Raw genomic sequence first — 16,640 nt, forward strand, 5'->3', positions numbered from 1 at the left:
ACACATACCCACACGCAGGAGACAACAGATGAAGCGACGTCAACTCATCGGCACCGGCCTGGCCGGCGCCGGCCTGCTGGCCAGCGCCAGCGCCAACGCCCAGTCCGGCCCCACCTACAACTGGAAGATGGCCACCGGCTGGGCGGGCGGTCCCTTGATGGACATCGGCGCCAAGGCCTTCGCCGAGCGCATGAACCAGCTCTCGGGCGGGCGCTTCAAGATCCAGACCTTCCCGGGCGGCGGTCTGGGCAATGCGCTGAAGGTGCCCGAGACGGTGAAGAACGGCCTGGCCGAATGCGGCCACACCTGGATCGGCTACGACTGGGGCAAGGACGTCACCACCGCGCTGTTCGGCGGCTACGCCGGCAGCTTCGACGCCGAGCGCATGCTGCACTGGCTCTACGAGGGCGGCGGCGTGGAGCTGCAGCGCGAGTTCCGCGAAGGCGCCGACGGCGTCATCTCCTTCCCGCTGTTCATGCGCACCGCCGAGGTCTTCGTGCACTCGCGCAAGCCGGTGAAGACGCTGGAAGACCTCAAGGGCCTGAAGCTTCGCACCGCTGGCGCCTGGCTGGAAATGTCCAAGGAACTGGGCGCGGCGCCGGTGACCACGGCCGGCGGCGACATCTTTCCCATGCTGGAGCGCGGCGCGATCGACGCGGTGGAGTGGGGCACGCCGTGGGAGAACGTCTCCTCGGGCTTCTACAAGGTGGCGCGCTACCTGAGCTACCCGGGCGTGCACCAGCCCTGCGCCCCGTTCGAGCTGGTGCTCAACAAGGGCGTGTGGGACAAGATGCCCGAGGCCGACCGCAAGCTGGTCGAGGTGGTGGCCAAGCTGGTCACCTTCGAGAGCTGGGCCCGCATCGGCGCGGAGGATGCCAAGGCCTTCGAGTTCTACAAGAAGAACGGCGTCACCCTGATCGAGCTGGACGACGAGGTGCAGTTCGCCACCCGCAAGATCGGCCTGGACTGGGCCGACAGGACCGCCAAGGAAGGCAAGTCGAAGTGGTTCGCCAAGGTGCACGAAAGCCAGAAGGCGTTCGATGCCGCCTGGCGCGACGCCGACGACTGGCGCAAGGTGAAAGTCAAGCGCACCTGATGCGAATGGGCGGCGCGCACCGTTCCCGGTGCGCGTCCGCGAACGGCGGCCGCGCGCCGCCGCCTTTTTGATTGGGGTTTTCCTTGAATCGACTGATTGACCTCGCCGAGCGCTGGGTCGTGGGCGTTGGCGTGCTCGCGGCCTTGTTGCTGGTGCCCCTGGTGCTGGCCACCACCTGGGAGGTGGTGTCGCGCTACGCGCTGCACGCGCCCACCATCTGGGCCTACGAGATCGGCTACACGCTGACCGGCGCCCACTTCCTGCTGGCCCTGGCCTACACCCTGCGCCAGGGCGAGCACATCCGCATCGACGTGCTCAGCGTGTTCCTGTCGGCGCGCGCGCGCCGCCGCATCGACACCGTGGTGTATGCGCTGCTGCTGCCCATCCTGGTCTGGGTCTCCTGGACGCTGTGGCACTACATGGCCGAGGGCTTCGCGCGCGGCGAGACCTCGGGCCAGTCGGCCCTGAACCTGCCGGTGTGGCCCTTCCGCGCGGTCTTCACGCTGGCCTTCGCCACACTGGCGCTGCAGGTGCTGTGCGAACTGCTCAAGTCCTTCGTCCGCCGCGACACGGAGGCGCAAGGGTCATGATGGAATACCTGCCCTTCTTCATGCTGCCCGTCACCTTCGGGCTGATGTTCCTCGGTGTGCAGGTGGCGTTCGCGATGCTGCTCACCGCCACCATGTTCGGCCTGATCACCTTCGGTCCGGCCGTGGCGCACCAGTTCGTCGAGAAGATCGACGACCTCGCCTCCAACTTCGTCTTCGCCGCCATTCCGCTGTTCGTCTTCATGGGCGCGGTGCTGGAGAAGTCGGGCATCGCCGACCGGCTGTTCGAGGCCATCCACATCTGGACGCGGCGCCTGCCGGGTGGCCTGGCCATCGCCACGGTGCTGATGTGCATCGTGTTCGCCGCTTCCAGCGGCGTCATCGGGGCCACCGAATCCGTGGTGGGCCTGCTGACCATCCCCATCATGCTGCGCTACGGCTACGACAAGCGCCTGATCAGCGGGGTCATCTGCGCCGGCGGCTCGCTGGGCACCATCATCCCGCCGTCGGTGGTGGTGGTGGTGATGGGGCCGCTGGCCGACGTGTCGGTGGGCGACCTCATGTACGGCATGGTGTTCCCCGGCCTGCTGATGGCCGGCCTGTACCTGGTCTACATCCTGGTGCTGTGCATCGTGAAGCCCGAGCACGGCCCGCGCATTCCGCGCGAGCCCGGCGAGCCGGGCTTCGCCGAGAAGCTGGGCATCACCCTGCGCAACCTGGTGCCGCCGCTGCTGATGATCGTCGCGGTGCTGGGCTCCATCCTGGGCGGCCTGGCCTCGCCCACCGAGGCCGCGGCCATCGGCTGCGTGTGCGCGGTGCTGCTGACCATGCTCTACCGCCGCTTCACCTGGGCGGGCCTGTACGACTCGCTGCTGAAAACCGTGCGCGTCACCGCCATGATCATGGCGGTGCTGCTGGGCGGCACGCTGTTCACCGGCGTGTTCGTCGGCGGCGGCGGCATCAGCCTGGCCAGCACGGTGATCGAGCAGTTCCAGCTCGGCCCCTGGGGACTGGTCTTCCTGCTGCTGCTGATCCTGTTCATCGCCGGCTTCTTCCTGGACTGGATCTCGATCGTGCTGATCTTCCTGCCGATCTTCACGCCGCTGGTGACGGCCGCGGGCTTCGACCCGGTGTGGTTCTGCATCCTGTTCCTGATCATGATCCAGACCAGCTACCTCACGCCGCCGCTGGCGCCCGCGATCTTCTACCTGCGCGCCGTGGCGCCGCCCGAGATCACCATGCGCCACATGTACGCGGGCATGGTGCCGTTCATCCTGCTGCAGGTCGTGGTGCTGGTGGTGACGATGGTCTGGCCCCAGATGGTGACCTGGCTGCCCGGCTGGGCCATGCAACTGCGCTGAAGGAGAAACGACCATGGACCAACGACCTGTCGAGCGCGTGCGCACCGACGTGCTGGTCATCGGCGGCGGCGCCACCGGCGTGGCCGCGGCCTGCACGGCGGCGCGCGCCGGCCTGTCGGTGCTGCTGGTGGAGCGCTACGGCTTCTGCGGCGGCGGGGCGGTGGCGGGCCTGTCCGGCACCATCTGCGGCCTGTACGAGGCCAGCGACACGCCGGTGACGCCGCGCCAGCTGGTGCACGGTTTCGTCGACGACTTCATCGCGCAGATGGAGTCGCGCGGCGGGCTCACCGAGCCCATGCTCTACGGCAAGACCTTCACGCGCGTGCATGAGCCGCTGGCCTGGCGCGAAAGCGCCGACGCCCTGCTGGCCCAGGCCGGCGTGCGCGTGCTGTACCACGCGCTGGCCACCGGCGTGCACCGCGACGGCGACCTGGTGGGTGGCGCGGCCATCTGGACCAAGTCGGGCCTGCTCGACGTGCGCGCGCCCATCACCATCGACGCCAGTGGCGACGCCGATCTGCTGGCCATGGCGGGTTTTCGCACCTGGTGCGGGGCCGACGGCGTGGTGCAGAACCCCACCATGATCTTTCGCCTGCAGGGCGTGGACACGGCGCGCTTCATTGCCGAATACGGGCACGACACCATCATGCCGGCGGCCGTGAGCGAGCGCATCCTGGCGGCGCAGAAGGGCGGCCTGGACCTGCCGCGCGCCAAGATCTGGCTCTTCACCACCACGCGACCCGGCGAGCTGCTGTGCAACTGCACCCGCGTGCGCGGCGCCGACGGCCGCGAGCTCAACGCGGCCATCGCCGCCGACCTGAGCGAGGCCGAGCCCCAGGGCCGCGCGCAGGTGCGCGCCTATGAGCGCTTCTTCCGCGAGAACCTGGCCGGCTGCGAGAACGCCTGGGTCAACGACACCGGCGTGCAGGTGGGCGTGCGCCAGACGCGCCAGGGCGCGGGCACCGCGGTGCTGCGCAACAGCGACGTGGTGGCCGGCAGCAAGTTCGCCGACGGCGTGGCGCGCTCGCCCTGGCCGATCGAGCTGCACGCCGGCAGCAAGCCGCGCGTGGAATGGCTGCTGGGCGACTTCTACGAAGTGCCTTACGGCTGCTTCGTGCCCGAGGTGGGCGAGGGCCTGCTGTTCGGCGGACGCTGCCTGTCGGCCGAGCACGAGGCCGTCGCCTCGGCGCGCGTCACGGCGCAGTGCTTCTCCTACGGCCAGGCGCTCGGCGTGGCGGCCACGCTGGCCGTGCGCGAACGGCGCCAGCCCCGGGCCATCGACGGGCGCGAGGTGCGCACCGAACTCAACCGCCAGGGCGCGCGGCTGGACGACTGAACCCTTTCCAGGACACCAATGACCTATCGCAGCAACTTCGAACGCGGCTCCACCCGCTGGGCCGTGCGCATGGCGCAATGGACGGCCATGGGCATTCCCGAGAGCGACTTCGACAAACCGAAGATCGCCGTGGTCAACACCTCCAGCGGCCTGTCGGTGTGCTTCTCGCACCTGGACCGCATCTCGAAGATGGTGCAGGACGCCATCCGCGCCGCCGGCGGGCTGCCGTTCGAGATCCGCACCGCCGCGCCCTCGGACTTCATCACCAGCGCCGGGCGCCAGGGCCGCTACCTCATGCCCACGCGCGACCTCATCGTCAACGACATCGAGGTGCAGGTCGAGGGCGCGGAACTCGACGGCATGCTGCTGCTGTCCAGCTGCGACAAGACCACGCCGGCCCACCTGATGGCCGCCGGCCGCCTGGACGTGCCCAGCCTGGTGCTGGCCTGCGGCTACCAGCTGGGTCGCCAGTGCGGCGAGCACCACGTCGACATCGAGGAGGTCTACAAGGCCGTGGGCACGGTGAAGGCGGGCCAGCTCTCGCTCGACGGCCTGGAGGGCATGTGCCGCGCCGCCATCGACGGCCCGGGCGTGTGCGCCGGCCTGGCCACGGCCAACTCCATGCACTGCCTGGCCGAGGCCCTGGGCCTGGCGCTGCCGGGCAACGCGCCGATCCGCGCCGACGGCCCGCGCCTGCACGCCCTGGCCGCCGAGGCCGGCGCGCGCATCGTCGAGCTGGTGCGCGAAGGCCTGCGGCCGCGCCAGATCCTCACGCCCGCCGCGCTGCGCAACGCCGTTCGCACCGCGGTGGCCATGGGCTGCTCGGTGAACGTCATGCGCCACCTCATCGCCATCGCCACCGAGGCCGAATGCCCGGTCGACGTCATCGCCGAGTTCGAGGCCTGCGCCGACACCGTGCCCATGCTCACGCAGATCCGCCCCAACGGCCCCGACCGCATCGAGGACCTGGACGCCGCCGGCGGCGTGCGCGCGGTGATGCAGCGCATGGGCCCGCTGGTGGACGGCGGCGCGCTGAGCGTGTCCGGGCGCACGGTGGGCGAGGTGCTGGCCGAGCCGCTGGCCATCGACGACCAGGTCATCCGCACGCTGGACGAGCCCTTCGCGCGCGAGCCCGGCCTGATGGTGATCCGTGGCTCGCTCGCGCCCGACGGCGCGCTGGTCAAGCTGGCCGCCGTGCCCGCCGGCATCCGCCGCTTCGTGGGCACCGCCAAGGTCTTCGAGGACGAGTCCCTGGCCATCGACGGCCTGCGCACCGGCGCCGTGCAGCCGGGTCAGGTGATCGTGCTGCGCATGCTGGGGCCGCGCGGCGGCCCGGGCACGGTGTTCGCGGCCAGCTTCATGGCGGCCCTGGTGGGGGCGGGGCGCGGCGCCGACGTGGCCGTGGTCACCGATGGCGAGCTCTCCGGCCTCAACAGCGGCATCACCATCGGCCAGGTCATGCCCGAGGCCGCCGAGGGCGGTCCGCTGGCCGCCGTGCGCGACGGCGACACGGTCGAGATCGACCTGAACGCGCGCCGCATCGAACTGGCCGTGCCGGCCGAGGAGATCGCCGCGCGCCTGCGCGACTTCAAGCCGCCGGTGCCGCAGGGCCGCTTCGGCTGGCTGCACCTGTACGGGCAGCTGGTACAACCGCTGTCCAAGGGCGCGGTGCTGGGCGAGCGCGCGCCGCTGAAGTGACACGAAAGGGCATCCGATGACCGCCATGGCCGAACGCGCCGAGCGCTTTGTCGAGCTGCACCGCCGGGGCTGCTTCATCGTGCCCAACCCCTGGGACCGCGGCTCGGCCGTGCTGCTGGCGGGGCAGGGCTTCCAGGCCCTGGCCAGCAGCAGCGCCGGCCACGCCTTCGCCCTCGGCCTGCCCGACGGCGGGCTGGGCCGCGAGCGCACCATCGCCCATGTGCGCGACCTGGCCCAGGCCACGGCGCTGCCCCTCACGGCCGACCTGGAGAACGGCTTCGGCGACGACCCGCAGGACTGCGCCGACACCGTCCGTGCCGCCGCCGAGGCGGGCGTGGTGGGTGGCTCCATCGAAGACGCCACCGGCCGCGCCGACGACCCGATCTACCCCTTCGACGCCGCCGTGGCGCGCGTGCGCGCGGCGGTGCGGGCGGCGCGTGCGCTGCCCCATCCCTTCGTGCTCACCGCGCGGGCCGAGAACCTGCTGTGGGGCCGGCCCGACCTGGACGACACCATCCGCCGCCTGCAGGCCTTCGCCGAGGCCGGTGCCGACGTGCTCTACGCCCCCGGCCTGAAGACCGCCGAGCAGGTGGAGCGCGTGGTGCGCGCGGTGGCGCCCCGCCCGGTGAACGTGGTGATGGGCCTGGCCGGCGGCACGCTCACCCGCGCCGAGCTGGAGCGCCTGGGCGTGCGCCGCATCAGCGTGGGCTCCTCGCTGGCGCGCGCCGCCTACGCGGCGCTGCTCAAGGCCGGCGAGGAAATGAACGGCCCGGGCAGCTTCGGCTACGCGGCGGGCCTGCCCGGGCTGGGCGCGTTCAACCAGATGTTCCGCTAGGCCGCCGCGCCCGTGTCCGCGTCCGTGCCCGCGCCGGGCCGGGCGCGGCGGGCCGTGCCTCAGGCCCGCAGAAGCCGGGCCGCCTGCGTGTGCGTCCAGGCCTCGAACAGGGTCCAGGCGCCGGCGCCGATGAACAGCACCCCCACCAGCACCAGCAGCAGCGGCAGCCCCACCAGCACCAGCAGCGCGCCGAACACATAGGCCATGGTGGTGGGCATGCCGTAGATGGCGCGCGTCTGGTCGTTGCGCATGGCCAGGGCGCGGAAGCTGCCGTTCTTCATGCGCCCGGCCAGGGTCACGCGCTCGCCGTCCTGCACGTCGGGCATGTTCATGAGCTTGATTTCGGCGGGCTGCCCGTCCACGCGGAAGGCGATCACCTGCTTGGTGTGTACGTTGCCGCCGTTCTTGCCGATGTGGCCCGAGGTTTCCGAGGAATGGCGGATGCCGCTGACGGTGCCGGACAGGGTGATGAGGGACATGGTCGCGAAGCCTGCGTGGATGGACTGGACGCGACGATAGGCCGGCGCGCGCCGCGCGGCACCTCCCAAATGGGAGGTGCGGATGGGAGGTGCGGATGGGAGGTGCGGATGGGAGGTGCGGCTGGCGAGCGCGGATCGCGCGGCGCCGGGGTCACCCCGGACCGAGGGGGCGCGGCAGGTCGCGGCGGATGCGCTCGACCAGCGCGGCCTGGCGGTGCGTGCCCGTCTTGCCGAACACCGCCTTGAGCCGCGTGCGCGCCGTGCCGTAGGTGATGCGCAGGGCCTCGGCCGCCTCGCGCAGGCTCAGGCCTTCGCACAGCGCATGGGCCAGGCGCGCCTCGGCCGGCGTGAGGTGGTACAGGCCCTGCAGCACCTCGGTGGGTGGGCCGTCGCGCGGGGCGCCCGCCGGTCCCAGCGACACCAGCACGCAGCGCCGCGGGCTGTGCCAGGAGGACAGCGGCAGCGTCCAGCCGGAGGCGCGCAAGGCCAGCGGCAGGCGGCTGGCGCCGCGCGCCAGGGTCAGCGTGTCGGGCACCGAGGCCGCGCGCAGCGAGCCCGCCGCATGCGCCTTGAGCCAGGCGGTGAAGCGCGGGCGCTGGCCGGGGTGCAAGGGCTCGACGCCGCCGTGGCGCAGCTGCAGGCCGTCGCGGCGCGCCAGCCAGTCCAGCGCGGCCCGGTTGCCGTGCAGCAGCCGGCCGCCGTCGTCCAGCAGGAGCAGGGCGTCGCCCAGGCCGTCGAGCATCGCGGCCAGGCCGTCCCGCGTGGCGCGCAGGGCGTCGAGGTGCTGGCGCACGCGCAGCGCCCGCACGAAATGCACGCTGAGCTGCTCGAACAGGCGAACCTCGGCGGCGTTGAAGCGCGGCAGGTCGGGCGCGCGCAAGAGCGTCACGTTGGCGATGGCGCGGCGGTCGCTGGTGAGCGTGTTGCCAATGCTGTGGTGAAAGCCCTGCGGCACCATCCACTCGTGGTAGTAGCTGGAGCGAAAGAGCGCGCCGCGCTGGCGGGTGAAGGCGTCGAGGCGCTCGTTGGTGCGCACCATGCCCTGGCGGTGCAGGGCGGTGGAGTGCACGTTCCAGGGGTTGTCGGGCGCGAAGTAGAAGCGGTTGAAGTGGCCCACCCAATAGGGCGACACGCCGGCCAGGTGGGCCTCGCCGATCTCGCGCGTGGCGAAGTCGAGCACGTAGAAGGTCTCGGCCTCGGTGCGGAACGCGGTCTTGAGCCGGCGCAGCACCGCAGGCCAGTGCGCGGCGTCCAGCGCGGCGTCGTAGATGGCCTCGGTCAGGGCGTGGGTGGCGGGCGCGTCCATGAGCGCATGGCTTGTAGCATCCGCGGCCCTGGCGCACAAGGTGTCGGCGCGGCGACATTCGCCCCGAGGCCCATCGGGTAAGCCCCGCTGGTCACCCCCGGTCCGCGCTGCCTACGATGCCGCCATGAGCATCTACGACCAGCACCTGGACCGCACCCCGGCCAATTTCGTGGCCCTCTCGCCCGTGAGCTTCGTCGAGCGAACGGCCGAGGTCTTTGGCGACATGCCCGCCGTGGTGCACGGCGCGCGGCGCCTCAACTGGGCCCAGGTGCGCGAGCGCGCCGCCCGCCTGGCCGCCGCGCTGCGCGCCCTGGGCATCGGCCCCGGCGACACGGTCAGCACCCTGCTGCCCAACACGCCCGAGATGGTGGAAGCGCACTACGCCATTCCCGCGCTGGGCGCTGTCATCAACACCCTCAACACGCGCCTGGACGCCGCCCTGCTGGCCTGGCAGATGAACCACTGCGAGGCCAAGGTGCTGATCACCGACCGCGAGTTCGCGCCGGTGGTGGCCCAGGCCCTGGCCGCCCTGGGCCGGGGCATCGTGGTCATCGACGTCTGCGACAGCGAATACAGCGGCCCGGGTGAGCGCCTGGGCGCCCACGAGTACGAGGCCCTGCTGGCCGCGCACGCGCCGCTGCCGCGCCTGGACGGCCCCGCCGACGAGTGGGACGCCATCGCCGTGAGCTACACCAGCGGCACCACCGGCGACCCCAAGGGCGTGGTCACGCACCACCGGGGGGCCTACCTCAATGCCGTCAGCAACGTGGTCACCTGGACCATGCCGCAGTTTCCGCGTTACCTGTGGACCCTGCCCATGTTCCATTGCAACGGCTGGTGCTTCCCCTGGACGGTGGCGCTGCAGGCCGGCGTGCACGTCTGCCTGCGCCGCGTGGAGCCGGGTGCCATCCTGGCCGCCATGCGCGAGCACGGCGTGGACCACTACTGCGCCGCGCCCATCGTGCACAACGGCATCCTCTCCGCCGTGGGCGCCGACCCGGCGCTCAAGCACGGCATCGGCGCCGTGCGTGGCATGGTGGCGGGCGCCGCGCCGCCGGCCGCCATGATCGAAGGCATGGCGCGCCTGGGCTTCCAGATCACCCACGTCTATGGCCTCACCGAGGTCTACGGCCCGGCCTCGGTGGCCGTGGCGCGGCCCGGCTGGGCCAGCGCCGAACTCGGCGAGCAGGTGCGCCTGAACGGCCGCCAGGGCGTGCGCTACCCGCTGCAGGAAGGCATGACCGTGATGGCGCCCGAGACCCTGCAGGAGGTGCCCGCCGACGGCCAGACCATGGGCGAGATCATGTTCCGCGGCAACATCGTCATGAAGGGCTACCTGAAGAACCCCGCGTCCACCGCCAAGGCCTTCGAAGGCGGCTGGTTCCACACCGGCGACCTGGCCGTGCTGGAGCCCGACCGCTACGTGAAGATCAAGGACCGCAGCAAGGACGTGATCATCAGCGGCGGCGAGAACATCAGCTCCATCGAGGTGGAAGACGCCCTGTACCGCCACCCCGCCGTGATGGCCTGCGCCGTGGTGGCCAAGCCCGACCCGAAGTGGGGGGAATCGCCGCTGGCCTTCGTGGAGCTGCGCCCCGGCGCGCAGACTACGGAAGCCGAACTCATCGCCCACTGCCGCACGCTGCTGGCCGGCTACAAGGTGCCCAAGGCCGTGCGCTTCGAGGCCATCCCCAAAACCAGCACCGGCAAGATCCAGAAGTTCGAGCTGCGCGAGCGCGCCAAGAGTTCGAGCGCCATCGAATGACCGAGCGAGACAGACCATGAACGACCGGCTTGACCCCTCCATCGCCCACGAACCCCTGCGCTACGAGCGCGACCCGCGCGGCGTGGTCACGCTCACGCTGAACCGCCCGCAGTCCTTCAACGCCCTGAGCGAGGGCATGCTGGCCGCGCTGCAGGCCGCCGTGGACCGCGTGGCCGCCGACGAGGGCGCGCGCGTGGTGGTCATCGCCGCCGAGGGCAAGGCCTTCTGCGCCGGGCACGACCTGAAAGAGATGCGCGCCGAACCCTCGCTGGACTACTACAACCGCCTGTTCGCCCAGTGCGGGCGCTTCATGATGGCCGTGCAGCAGCTGCCCGTGCCCGTCATCGCACAGGTGCAGGGCATCGCCACGGCGGCGGGCTGCCAGCTGGTGGCCATGTGCGACCTGGCCGTGGCCGTGCGCGAGGCGCGCTTTGCCGTCAGCGGCATCAACGTGGGCCTGTTCTGCAGCACGCCCAGCGTGGCACTGAGCCGCAACCTGGGCCGCAAGGCCGCCTTCGAGATGCTGGTGACGGGCGACTTCATCGGCGCCGAGGAGGCGAAGGCCAAGGGCCTGATCAACCGCGTGGTGGACGCCGCCGACCTGGCGGCCGAGGTGGCCAGGCTGGTGGACAGCATCCTCGCCAAGCCGCGGATGGCCATCGCCGCCGGCAAGGGCCTGTTCTACCGCCAGCTGGAAACCGGCATCGCCGCCGCCTACGACGACGCGGCCCGCACCATGGCCTGCAACATGATGGACCCGAGCGCGCTGGAAGGCGTGCAGGCCTTCATCGACAAGCGCAAGCCCAACTGGTGAGCGGCCCATGAAAGCCGCGTTCTACGAAGCCGTGGGCCCGGCCCACGAGGTGCTGCAGCTCGCCGACATCCCCGAACCGCAACCCGCCCCCGGCGAGGTTCGCGTGCGGGTGGCCTGGTCGGGTGTGAACCCCTCGGACGTGAAGTCCCGCGCCGGCCTGCGCAGCCAGACGCTGCCGTTCCCGCGCATCGTGCCGCACAGCGACGGCAGCGGCGTCATCGACGCGGTGGGCGAGGGCGTGAGCCGCGCGCGCATCGGCGAGCGCGTGTGGCTGTGGAACGCCGCCTGGGGCCGCGCGCACGGCACCGCCTGCGAAGCCCTGTGCCTGCCGCAGCGGCAGGCCGTGCGCCTGCCCGACGCCGCCAGCGGTGAGGCCGGCGCCTGCCTGGGCATTCCCGCGCTCACCGCGCTGCACGCGGTGCTGATGGACGGCGGCGTGGCCGGCAAGACCGTGCTGGTGGCCGGTGGCGCGGGCGCCGTGGGCCACTGCGCGGTGCAGCTGGCCAGCCAGTTCGGCGCGGCGCGGGTCATCGCCACCGTGAGCTCCGACGACAAGGCGCGCATCGCGCGCGAGGCCGGCGCCGACGCGGTGGTGATCTACAAGACCGAGCCCCTGGCCGAGCGCATGGCCGAGCTCACGCAAGGGCAGGGCGTGGACCGCATCATCGAAACCGACATGGCCGCCAACGCCGCCGCCAACCTGGACATGCTCAGGCCCGGCGGCGAGGTGGTGGCCTACGGCAGTGGCGCCTCGCCCCTGGCCATTCCCTTCTACCCGCTGATCGTGAAGAACCTGCAGCTCAAGTTCTTCATGGTCTACCACCTGAGCGAGTCCGACCGCGCGCGCGCCACCGGCACGCTCAACCGCCTGCTGGAGCGCGGCGCGCTGCGCTTCCCGATCGCCGAGCGCCTGCCGCTGGAGCGCATCGCCGACGCGCACCAGCGGGTGGAAAGCGGTCGCGCCGTGGGCAACGTGGTGCTGCGCGTGGGCGCTACCGGAGACACCCCATGACCACCCCACCCACCAAAGGCCACCTCTACACCCCCATCGCCCACGTGCGCGGCGGCCGCGCCGAGGCCACCAAGGACGGCTGGGGCCCGAACCGCTCGCGCATCGAACTGTGCGACCCGCGCCTGGGCCCCGACAGCCTGCTCGGCCTGGACCAGGTCTCGCACATCGAGGTGGTGTTCCACTTCCATGTGGACGAACAGGAGCCCGTTGAAACCGGCGCCCGCCACCCGCGCCACCGCGCCGACTGGCCGCGCGTGGGCATCTTCGCGCAGCGCGCGCGCATGCGGCCCAACCGCATCGGCCTGAGCATCTGCCGCGTGCTGGGCGTGAGCGGCACCACCATCGAGGTGGAGGGCCTGGACGCCGTGGACGGCACGCCCGTGCTCGACATCAAACCCGTGTGGAGCGCCACGCTGCCGCGCGGCGAGCTGCGCGAACCCGCCTGGGCCCAGGCCCTGATGGCGAACTACTGGTGACACCCCCCCAGCCATGCAAGACGACATCCCCACCCTGAGGCGCGTGCTCAAGGACTGCCGCACCATCGCCGTGGTCGGCCTCTCGGCCGAATGGCACCGGCCCAGCTACTTCGCGGCCAAGTACATGCAGGAACACGGCTACCGCATCGTGCCGGTGAACCCCAAGTACCCCGACATACTGGGCGAGACCAGCTATGCGCGGCTGGAGGACATCCCCTTCCCCGTGGACATGGTCGACGTGTTCCGCAAGGAGCAAGACATTCCGCCCATTGCGAAGAGCGCCGTTGCCATCGGCGCCAAGTGCCTGTGGCAGCAGCTGGGCCTGCGCAATGAAGAGGCCGACCGCATCGCCACCGAGGCCGGTCTGGACAGCGTGTGGGACCGCTGCGTGAAGATCGAACACGCGCGCCTGTTCGGCGGCCTGAACTGGGCCGGCGTGAACACCCAGGTCATCTCCGCAAAAAGGCCGGTGTGACATGGCCGACCGACAGTTCCACCCCGAGACCCTGGCCATCCACGCCGGGCAGATCCCCGACAGCAGCACCGGCTCGCGCGCGCTGCCCATCTACCAGACCACCAGCTTTGTCTTCGACAGCGCCGAACACGCCGCCAGCCTGTTCAACCTGCAGACCTTCGGCAACGTCTACTCGCGCCTGAGCAACCCCACCGTGTGTGCGCTGGAAGAGCGCGTGGCCGCGCTGGAAGGCGCCCGCGCCGCCGTGGCCTGCGCCAGTGGCATGGCCGCCGAAACCCTGGCCCTGACCACCCTGCTGCAAAGCGGCGACCACGTGGTGGCCGCCGGCGCCCTGTACGGCGGCAGCGTGACCATGCTGGCCGTGAGCCTGCGCAAGTTCGGCATCGAAACCACCTTCGTCGACGCCACCGACCCCGACGCCTTTGCCGCCGCCATGCGGCCCAACACCCGCGCCGTGTACGCCGAGACCCTGGGCAACCCCAGCATGGTGGTGCTGGATATCGGGGCAATAGCCGACGTGGCCCACGCGCACGGCGTGCCCCTGATCGTGGACAACACCGTGCCCAGCCCCTTCCTGTGCAACCCGGTGAAGCTGGGCGCGGACATCGTCATCCACAGCGCGACCAAGTACCTGGCCGGCCACGGCACCACCCTGGGCGGCGTGGTGGTGGAGGGCGGCAAATTCCCCTGGGACAACGGCAAATTCCCCGGCATGACCGAGCCATCGCCCGGCTACCACGGCGTGAAGTTCTACGAAACCTTTGGCGACTTTGGCTTCAGCATGCGCTGCCGCATGGAAGGCCTGCGCGTCTACGGCGCCTCACTGGCGCCCACCAGCGCCTGGCAGATATTGCAGGGCGTGGAAACCCTGCCGCTGCGCATGGAGCGCCACTGCGCGAACGCGCTGGCCCTGGCGAAATTCTTGAAGGACGACCCGCGCGTGAGCTGGGTGAACTACCCCGGCCTGGAAGACCACCCGCAGCACGCGCTGATGAAGCGGCAGATGCGCGGCGCATCCGGCCTGCTGGCCTTTGGCGTGAAGGGCGGCATGGAGGCCGGCGTGCGCTTCATCGAAAGCGCGCAGTTCATGAGCCACCTGGTGAACATCGGGGATACGCGGACCTTGATCTCGCACCCGGCGAGCACGACGCACCGGCAGCTGGATGAGGCTCAGCAACGCGCCGCCGGTGTGCTGCCGGACATGATCCGGATATCGGTGGGGCTGGAGCACATCGAGGACATTCTTTGGGATGTGGGGCAGGGGTTGGGGAGGGCGGTGGGGTAGGGGAGTCGTTGGGGCAGGTTGGGCGGTTTACCTTGATTTGTGCAGGGGTGGCTTTAGACTGATCTCGGTCTCTCGGACTTCGCGCGGTGAGTGTCTGCTGTATCCGATACCGGCCACCCGCCGACCTGCAACCTGATCGTTGGCCCCGGCATTTCTCTAGTGCCCGCCATGCAACGCATAGGGCGATGGCGGGCATGATCGCTAAAGAGCGAAGATCAGATCTCTGTCTGCTCCGAGATCTCAAGCGCATCGTCGACCTCAATGCCGAGGTATCTGACCGTCGATTCCAGCTTCGAGTGGCCAAGAAGCAACTGCACTGCGCGCAGATTCTTGGTCCGCTTGTAGATCAAGGTCGCCTTGGTTCTGCGCATTGAATGAGTCCCATAGTCGGCTCGGTCAAGTGCCAGTTCATCGACCCATCGCCCCAGAATCCGTGCGTACTGGCGTGTCCCAAGGTGAGGGGAATCGTGAATACGACTGGGGAACAGGTAGTCCTCATGTCGGAGGGCAGCCTTCTTGATCCACATCTGCAAGGCCTCCCGAGTCGCGGAAGTGATCTCGAACTGAACTGGTCGCTGGGTTTTGTGCTGAAGGACGATCGCACGCGTTGCCACCTGATCGCCATGGCATACATCCCGCACCCTAAGGGCAACCAGGTCGCAGCCTCGCAGCTTGCTGTCTATGCCCAGATTGAAAAGGGCAAGTTCTCGTACCCTGCCCTCCATCTGAAGTCGCACGCGCAACGCCCAGATATCCTTTAGCTTGAACGGAGCCTTTTGCCCGACGATCTTGCCCTTGTTCCACGGCTCACGGTGAATAGCCGATGAAGCTGCTTCCATGATGGTCTCCCATCGAGTTGAGGGGCTAGCAGCATGAACCGACTCGGCGCGTGCATCCCAACAAGTTGCATTATTGAAGGTTCATACTGAGCTAGCATGCCTGCTATCGGCAATGCGCGGACATACGACCGCAGATGTTTGCTCAGTTCGACCGGTAAACGGTATGGTTGCTCAATGTCGTTGAAGGGATGGGAGCCCTCATGAGATTCTTAGCTCTTGCTGCGATTGCTGCGCTCTACCAGGTCGCAGCCGCGGAAACCGTCCAAGTCAAGTATCACGGGGCAGTGTCACTGGATTCTTTCGCCTGCTCGGATGTCAGAGAGAACAGCGACGTCTCCCGAATCTGCTACGACAAAGCTGAGCGCTACATGGTCATCCAGCTGAAGGCAACGAACTACCACTATTGCGAAATCGACGCCGCTACCGTCCAGGCACTCCTTAGTTCGAGCTCGAAACGTCAGTTCTTTCAGAGCCGCATTCGCGGTAGTGGTTCGGACGGCCCTTTCGACTGCCGGACACACCCAATACCGAAGAAGTACCGGCAGTGAGAATCAGCGGCACCGATCGGCCAGAGGCGGGTTTCACACCATGGCATCTGAAGGCAGCAACTTAGCCGGCGCTCTTCTTGAAATCATCGAGTTTCGGGTCCGTATGCAGGACGCGGGGGCCATCAACCCGCGGCCTTCAGTGCGTGAAGGTTCCCGACAACTTGTGAATCATCTTCGGTCGATTCCTGCAGATGAATGGATCGACTTCTCGCTTGAAAGAGGCTCCAACCTAGTTCAGTACGTTCGACGGGCAACCGGCGAAGTGCTGGTGGAGATGTTTCTTGAGTGAACGTCTGCTCCTTGCCTGCCCAGCCTGAGCTAGCATGGCGGTCATCGGCCAGAAGCGGACATTGCGAAGAGGTATTGGTGACTACCCACGAACTCGTTCTACCTGAGAATTTCTGTGAATACGCCAGCGAGGTCGAGTCGAAGGGCTGGTTTCCCGGCGCAGTGTTGGTTCATCTAAACAAGCGCTACCACCTAACGTTCTACGCACCGGTCAGGCTGGGACAGACCATTGAGGATGAACTGCAAAAACGCCCCTGCTTCGCCGAGCCGAATCTGCTCGTTGTTGGTTCCGTGACCGAGGGCGCAATGCGGGCAGCTGCCGACTACGCAGTCACTTCTGGCCTTGTGGAGACGTTCGTTTCTGAGAAATAGAGAATGCCCGCTTCGGGCCCAGAGCGGACTTCGATTCCTACCGCTTCTTCCGGTAGAGGAAGCCAAATCGTTTCTCGTCGGCTACCGCCACAGCGCGAGCATTCGGC

18 protein-coding genes are annotated in these 16,640 nt (G+C 69.2%); 15 read left to right on the forward strand and 3 right to left on the reverse strand.

Annotated elements, in window-relative coordinates:
- The first annotated feature begins 28 nt into the window (after nucleotides 1-28).
- The 6 genes from dctP (at nucleotide 29) to DY262_RS05740 (ending at nucleotide 6,874) form a co-directional block, all read left to right on the forward strand.
- Nucleotides 29-1,096 (forward strand): TRAP transporter substrate-binding protein DctP, encoded by a 1,068-nt coding sequence (gene dctP, locus DY262_RS05715; RefSeq protein WP_070398680.1) that lies wholly within the window; start codon nucleotides 29-31, stop codon nucleotides 1,094-1,096.
- Nucleotides 1,097-1,179: 83 nt separating this feature from the next.
- A complete protein-coding gene (locus tag DY262_RS05720) occupies nucleotides 1,180-1,686 on the forward strand; it encodes a TRAP transporter small permease subunit (protein WP_116957974.1) in 507 nt (168 codons plus the stop codon).
- Nucleotides 1,683-3,005 carry a TRAP transporter large permease gene (locus DY262_RS05725; RefSeq protein ID WP_116957975.1) on the forward strand — a complete coding sequence of 441 codons (1,323 nt, stop codon included), beginning with the start codon at nucleotides 1,683-1,685 and terminating at the stop codon, nucleotides 3,003-3,005. The genes DY262_RS05720 and DY262_RS05725 overlap by 4 nt, the downstream gene beginning before the upstream one ends.
- Before the next feature lie 13 nt (nucleotides 3,006-3,018).
- A complete protein-coding gene (locus DY262_RS05730; protein ID WP_116957976.1) occupies nucleotides 3,019-4,341 on the forward strand; it encodes an FAD-dependent oxidoreductase in 1,323 nt (440 codons plus the stop codon).
- Between the two features lie 18 nt (nucleotides 4,342-4,359).
- A complete protein-coding gene (gene ilvD, locus DY262_RS05735; RefSeq protein ID WP_116957977.1) occupies nucleotides 4,360-6,039 on the forward strand; it encodes a dihydroxy-acid dehydratase in 1,680 nt (559 codons plus the stop codon).
- Nucleotides 6,040-6,055: 16 nt separating this feature from the next.
- Nucleotides 6,056-6,874, forward strand: a complete 819-nt coding sequence (locus tag DY262_RS05740; protein WP_116957978.1) for an isocitrate lyase/PEP mutase family protein — start codon at nucleotides 6,056-6,058, stop codon at nucleotides 6,872-6,874.
- Between the two features lie 59 nt (nucleotides 6,875-6,933).
- Here the strand turns inward: DY262_RS05740 and DY262_RS05745 are convergent, their stop codons facing one another.
- Both DY262_RS05745 and DY262_RS05750 read right to left on the reverse strand, forming a co-directional pair.
- Nucleotides 6,934-7,353 (reverse strand): hypothetical protein, encoded by a 420-nt coding sequence (locus tag DY262_RS05745; protein ID WP_070398675.1) that lies wholly within the window; start codon nucleotides 7,351-7,353, stop codon nucleotides 6,934-6,936.
- Nucleotides 7,354-7,504: 151 nt separating this feature from the next.
- Complete coding sequence (locus tag DY262_RS05750; protein WP_116957979.1) at nucleotides 7,505-8,659, reverse strand: helix-turn-helix transcriptional regulator; 1,155 nt, start codon at nucleotides 8,657-8,659, stop codon at nucleotides 7,505-7,507.
- A gap of 124 nt (nucleotides 8,660-8,783) precedes the next feature.
- On the opposite strand from DY262_RS05750, the gene DY262_RS05755 reads away from it, so the two are divergent.
- The 6 genes from DY262_RS05755 to DY262_RS05780 are packed head-to-tail and all read left to right on the forward strand — an operon-like array spanning nucleotide 8,784 to nucleotide 14,486.
- Nucleotides 8,784-10,424, forward strand: coding sequence for an acyl-CoA synthetase (locus tag DY262_RS05755; protein ID WP_116957980.1), 1,641 nt, complete (start codon nucleotides 8,784-8,786; stop codon nucleotides 10,422-10,424).
- A 16-nt stretch (nucleotides 10,425-10,440) separates the two neighbouring features.
- Entirely contained in the window at nucleotides 10,441-11,238 is a 798-nt protein-coding gene (locus DY262_RS05760) for an enoyl-CoA hydratase (protein ID WP_116957981.1), read from the forward strand.
- Between the two features lie 7 nt (nucleotides 11,239-11,245).
- Nucleotides 11,246-12,250, forward strand: a complete 1,005-nt coding sequence (locus DY262_RS05765) for an NADPH:quinone reductase (RefSeq protein ID WP_116957982.1) — start codon at nucleotides 11,246-11,248, stop codon at nucleotides 12,248-12,250.
- Nucleotides 12,247-12,726, forward strand: coding sequence for an SAM-dependent methyltransferase (locus DY262_RS05770; RefSeq protein ID WP_116957983.1), 480 nt, complete (start codon nucleotides 12,247-12,249; stop codon nucleotides 12,724-12,726). Before DY262_RS05765 ends, DY262_RS05770 begins: the two co-directional genes overlap by 4 nt.
- 13 nt (nucleotides 12,727-12,739) lie before the next feature.
- On the forward strand, nucleotides 12,740-13,201 hold the full coding sequence (locus DY262_RS05775; RefSeq protein ID WP_116957984.1) for a CoA-binding protein: 462 nt from the start codon (nucleotides 12,740-12,742) through the stop codon (nucleotides 13,199-13,201).
- Between the two features lies 1 nt (nucleotide 13,202).
- Nucleotides 13,203-14,486, forward strand: coding sequence for an O-acetylhomoserine aminocarboxypropyltransferase/cysteine synthase family protein (locus DY262_RS05780; RefSeq protein ID WP_116957985.1), 1,284 nt, complete (start codon nucleotides 13,203-13,205; stop codon nucleotides 14,484-14,486).
- Nucleotides 14,487-14,701: 215 nt separating this feature from the next.
- On the opposite strand, the gene DY262_RS05785 is transcribed toward DY262_RS05780, so the two are convergent.
- Nucleotides 14,702-15,325, reverse strand: coding sequence for a tyrosine-type recombinase/integrase (locus tag DY262_RS05785; protein WP_116957986.1), 624 nt, complete (start codon nucleotides 15,323-15,325; stop codon nucleotides 14,702-14,704).
- Between the two features lie 200 nt (nucleotides 15,326-15,525).
- Between DY262_RS05785 and DY262_RS05790 the strand changes: the two genes are divergently transcribed.
- The 3 genes from DY262_RS05790 to DY262_RS21565 all read left to right on the forward strand — a co-directional run bounded on the left by DY262_RS05790 (nucleotide 15,526) and on the right by DY262_RS21565 (nucleotide 16,533).
- On the forward strand, nucleotides 15,526-15,873 hold the full coding sequence (locus DY262_RS05790) for a KTSC domain-containing protein (RefSeq protein WP_116958026.1): 348 nt from the start codon (nucleotides 15,526-15,528) through the stop codon (nucleotides 15,871-15,873).
- Nucleotides 15,874-15,913: 40 nt separating this feature from the next.
- Entirely contained in the window at nucleotides 15,914-16,162 is a 249-nt protein-coding gene (locus DY262_RS21560) for a hypothetical protein (RefSeq protein ID WP_147326181.1), read from the forward strand.
- Nucleotides 16,163-16,239: 77 nt separating this feature from the next.
- Nucleotides 16,240-16,533: a hypothetical protein gene (locus DY262_RS21565; protein ID WP_147326182.1), complete on the forward strand. Its 294-nt coding sequence runs from the start codon at nucleotides 16,240-16,242 to the stop codon at nucleotides 16,531-16,533.
- Nucleotides 16,534-16,640 lie beyond the last annotated feature (107 nt).

Origin of the sequence: Hydrogenophaga borbori, assembly GCF_003417535.1 — a bacterium.
Taxonomy (GTDB): domain Bacteria; phylum Pseudomonadota; class Gammaproteobacteria; order Burkholderiales; family Burkholderiaceae_C; genus Hydrogenophaga; species Hydrogenophaga borbori.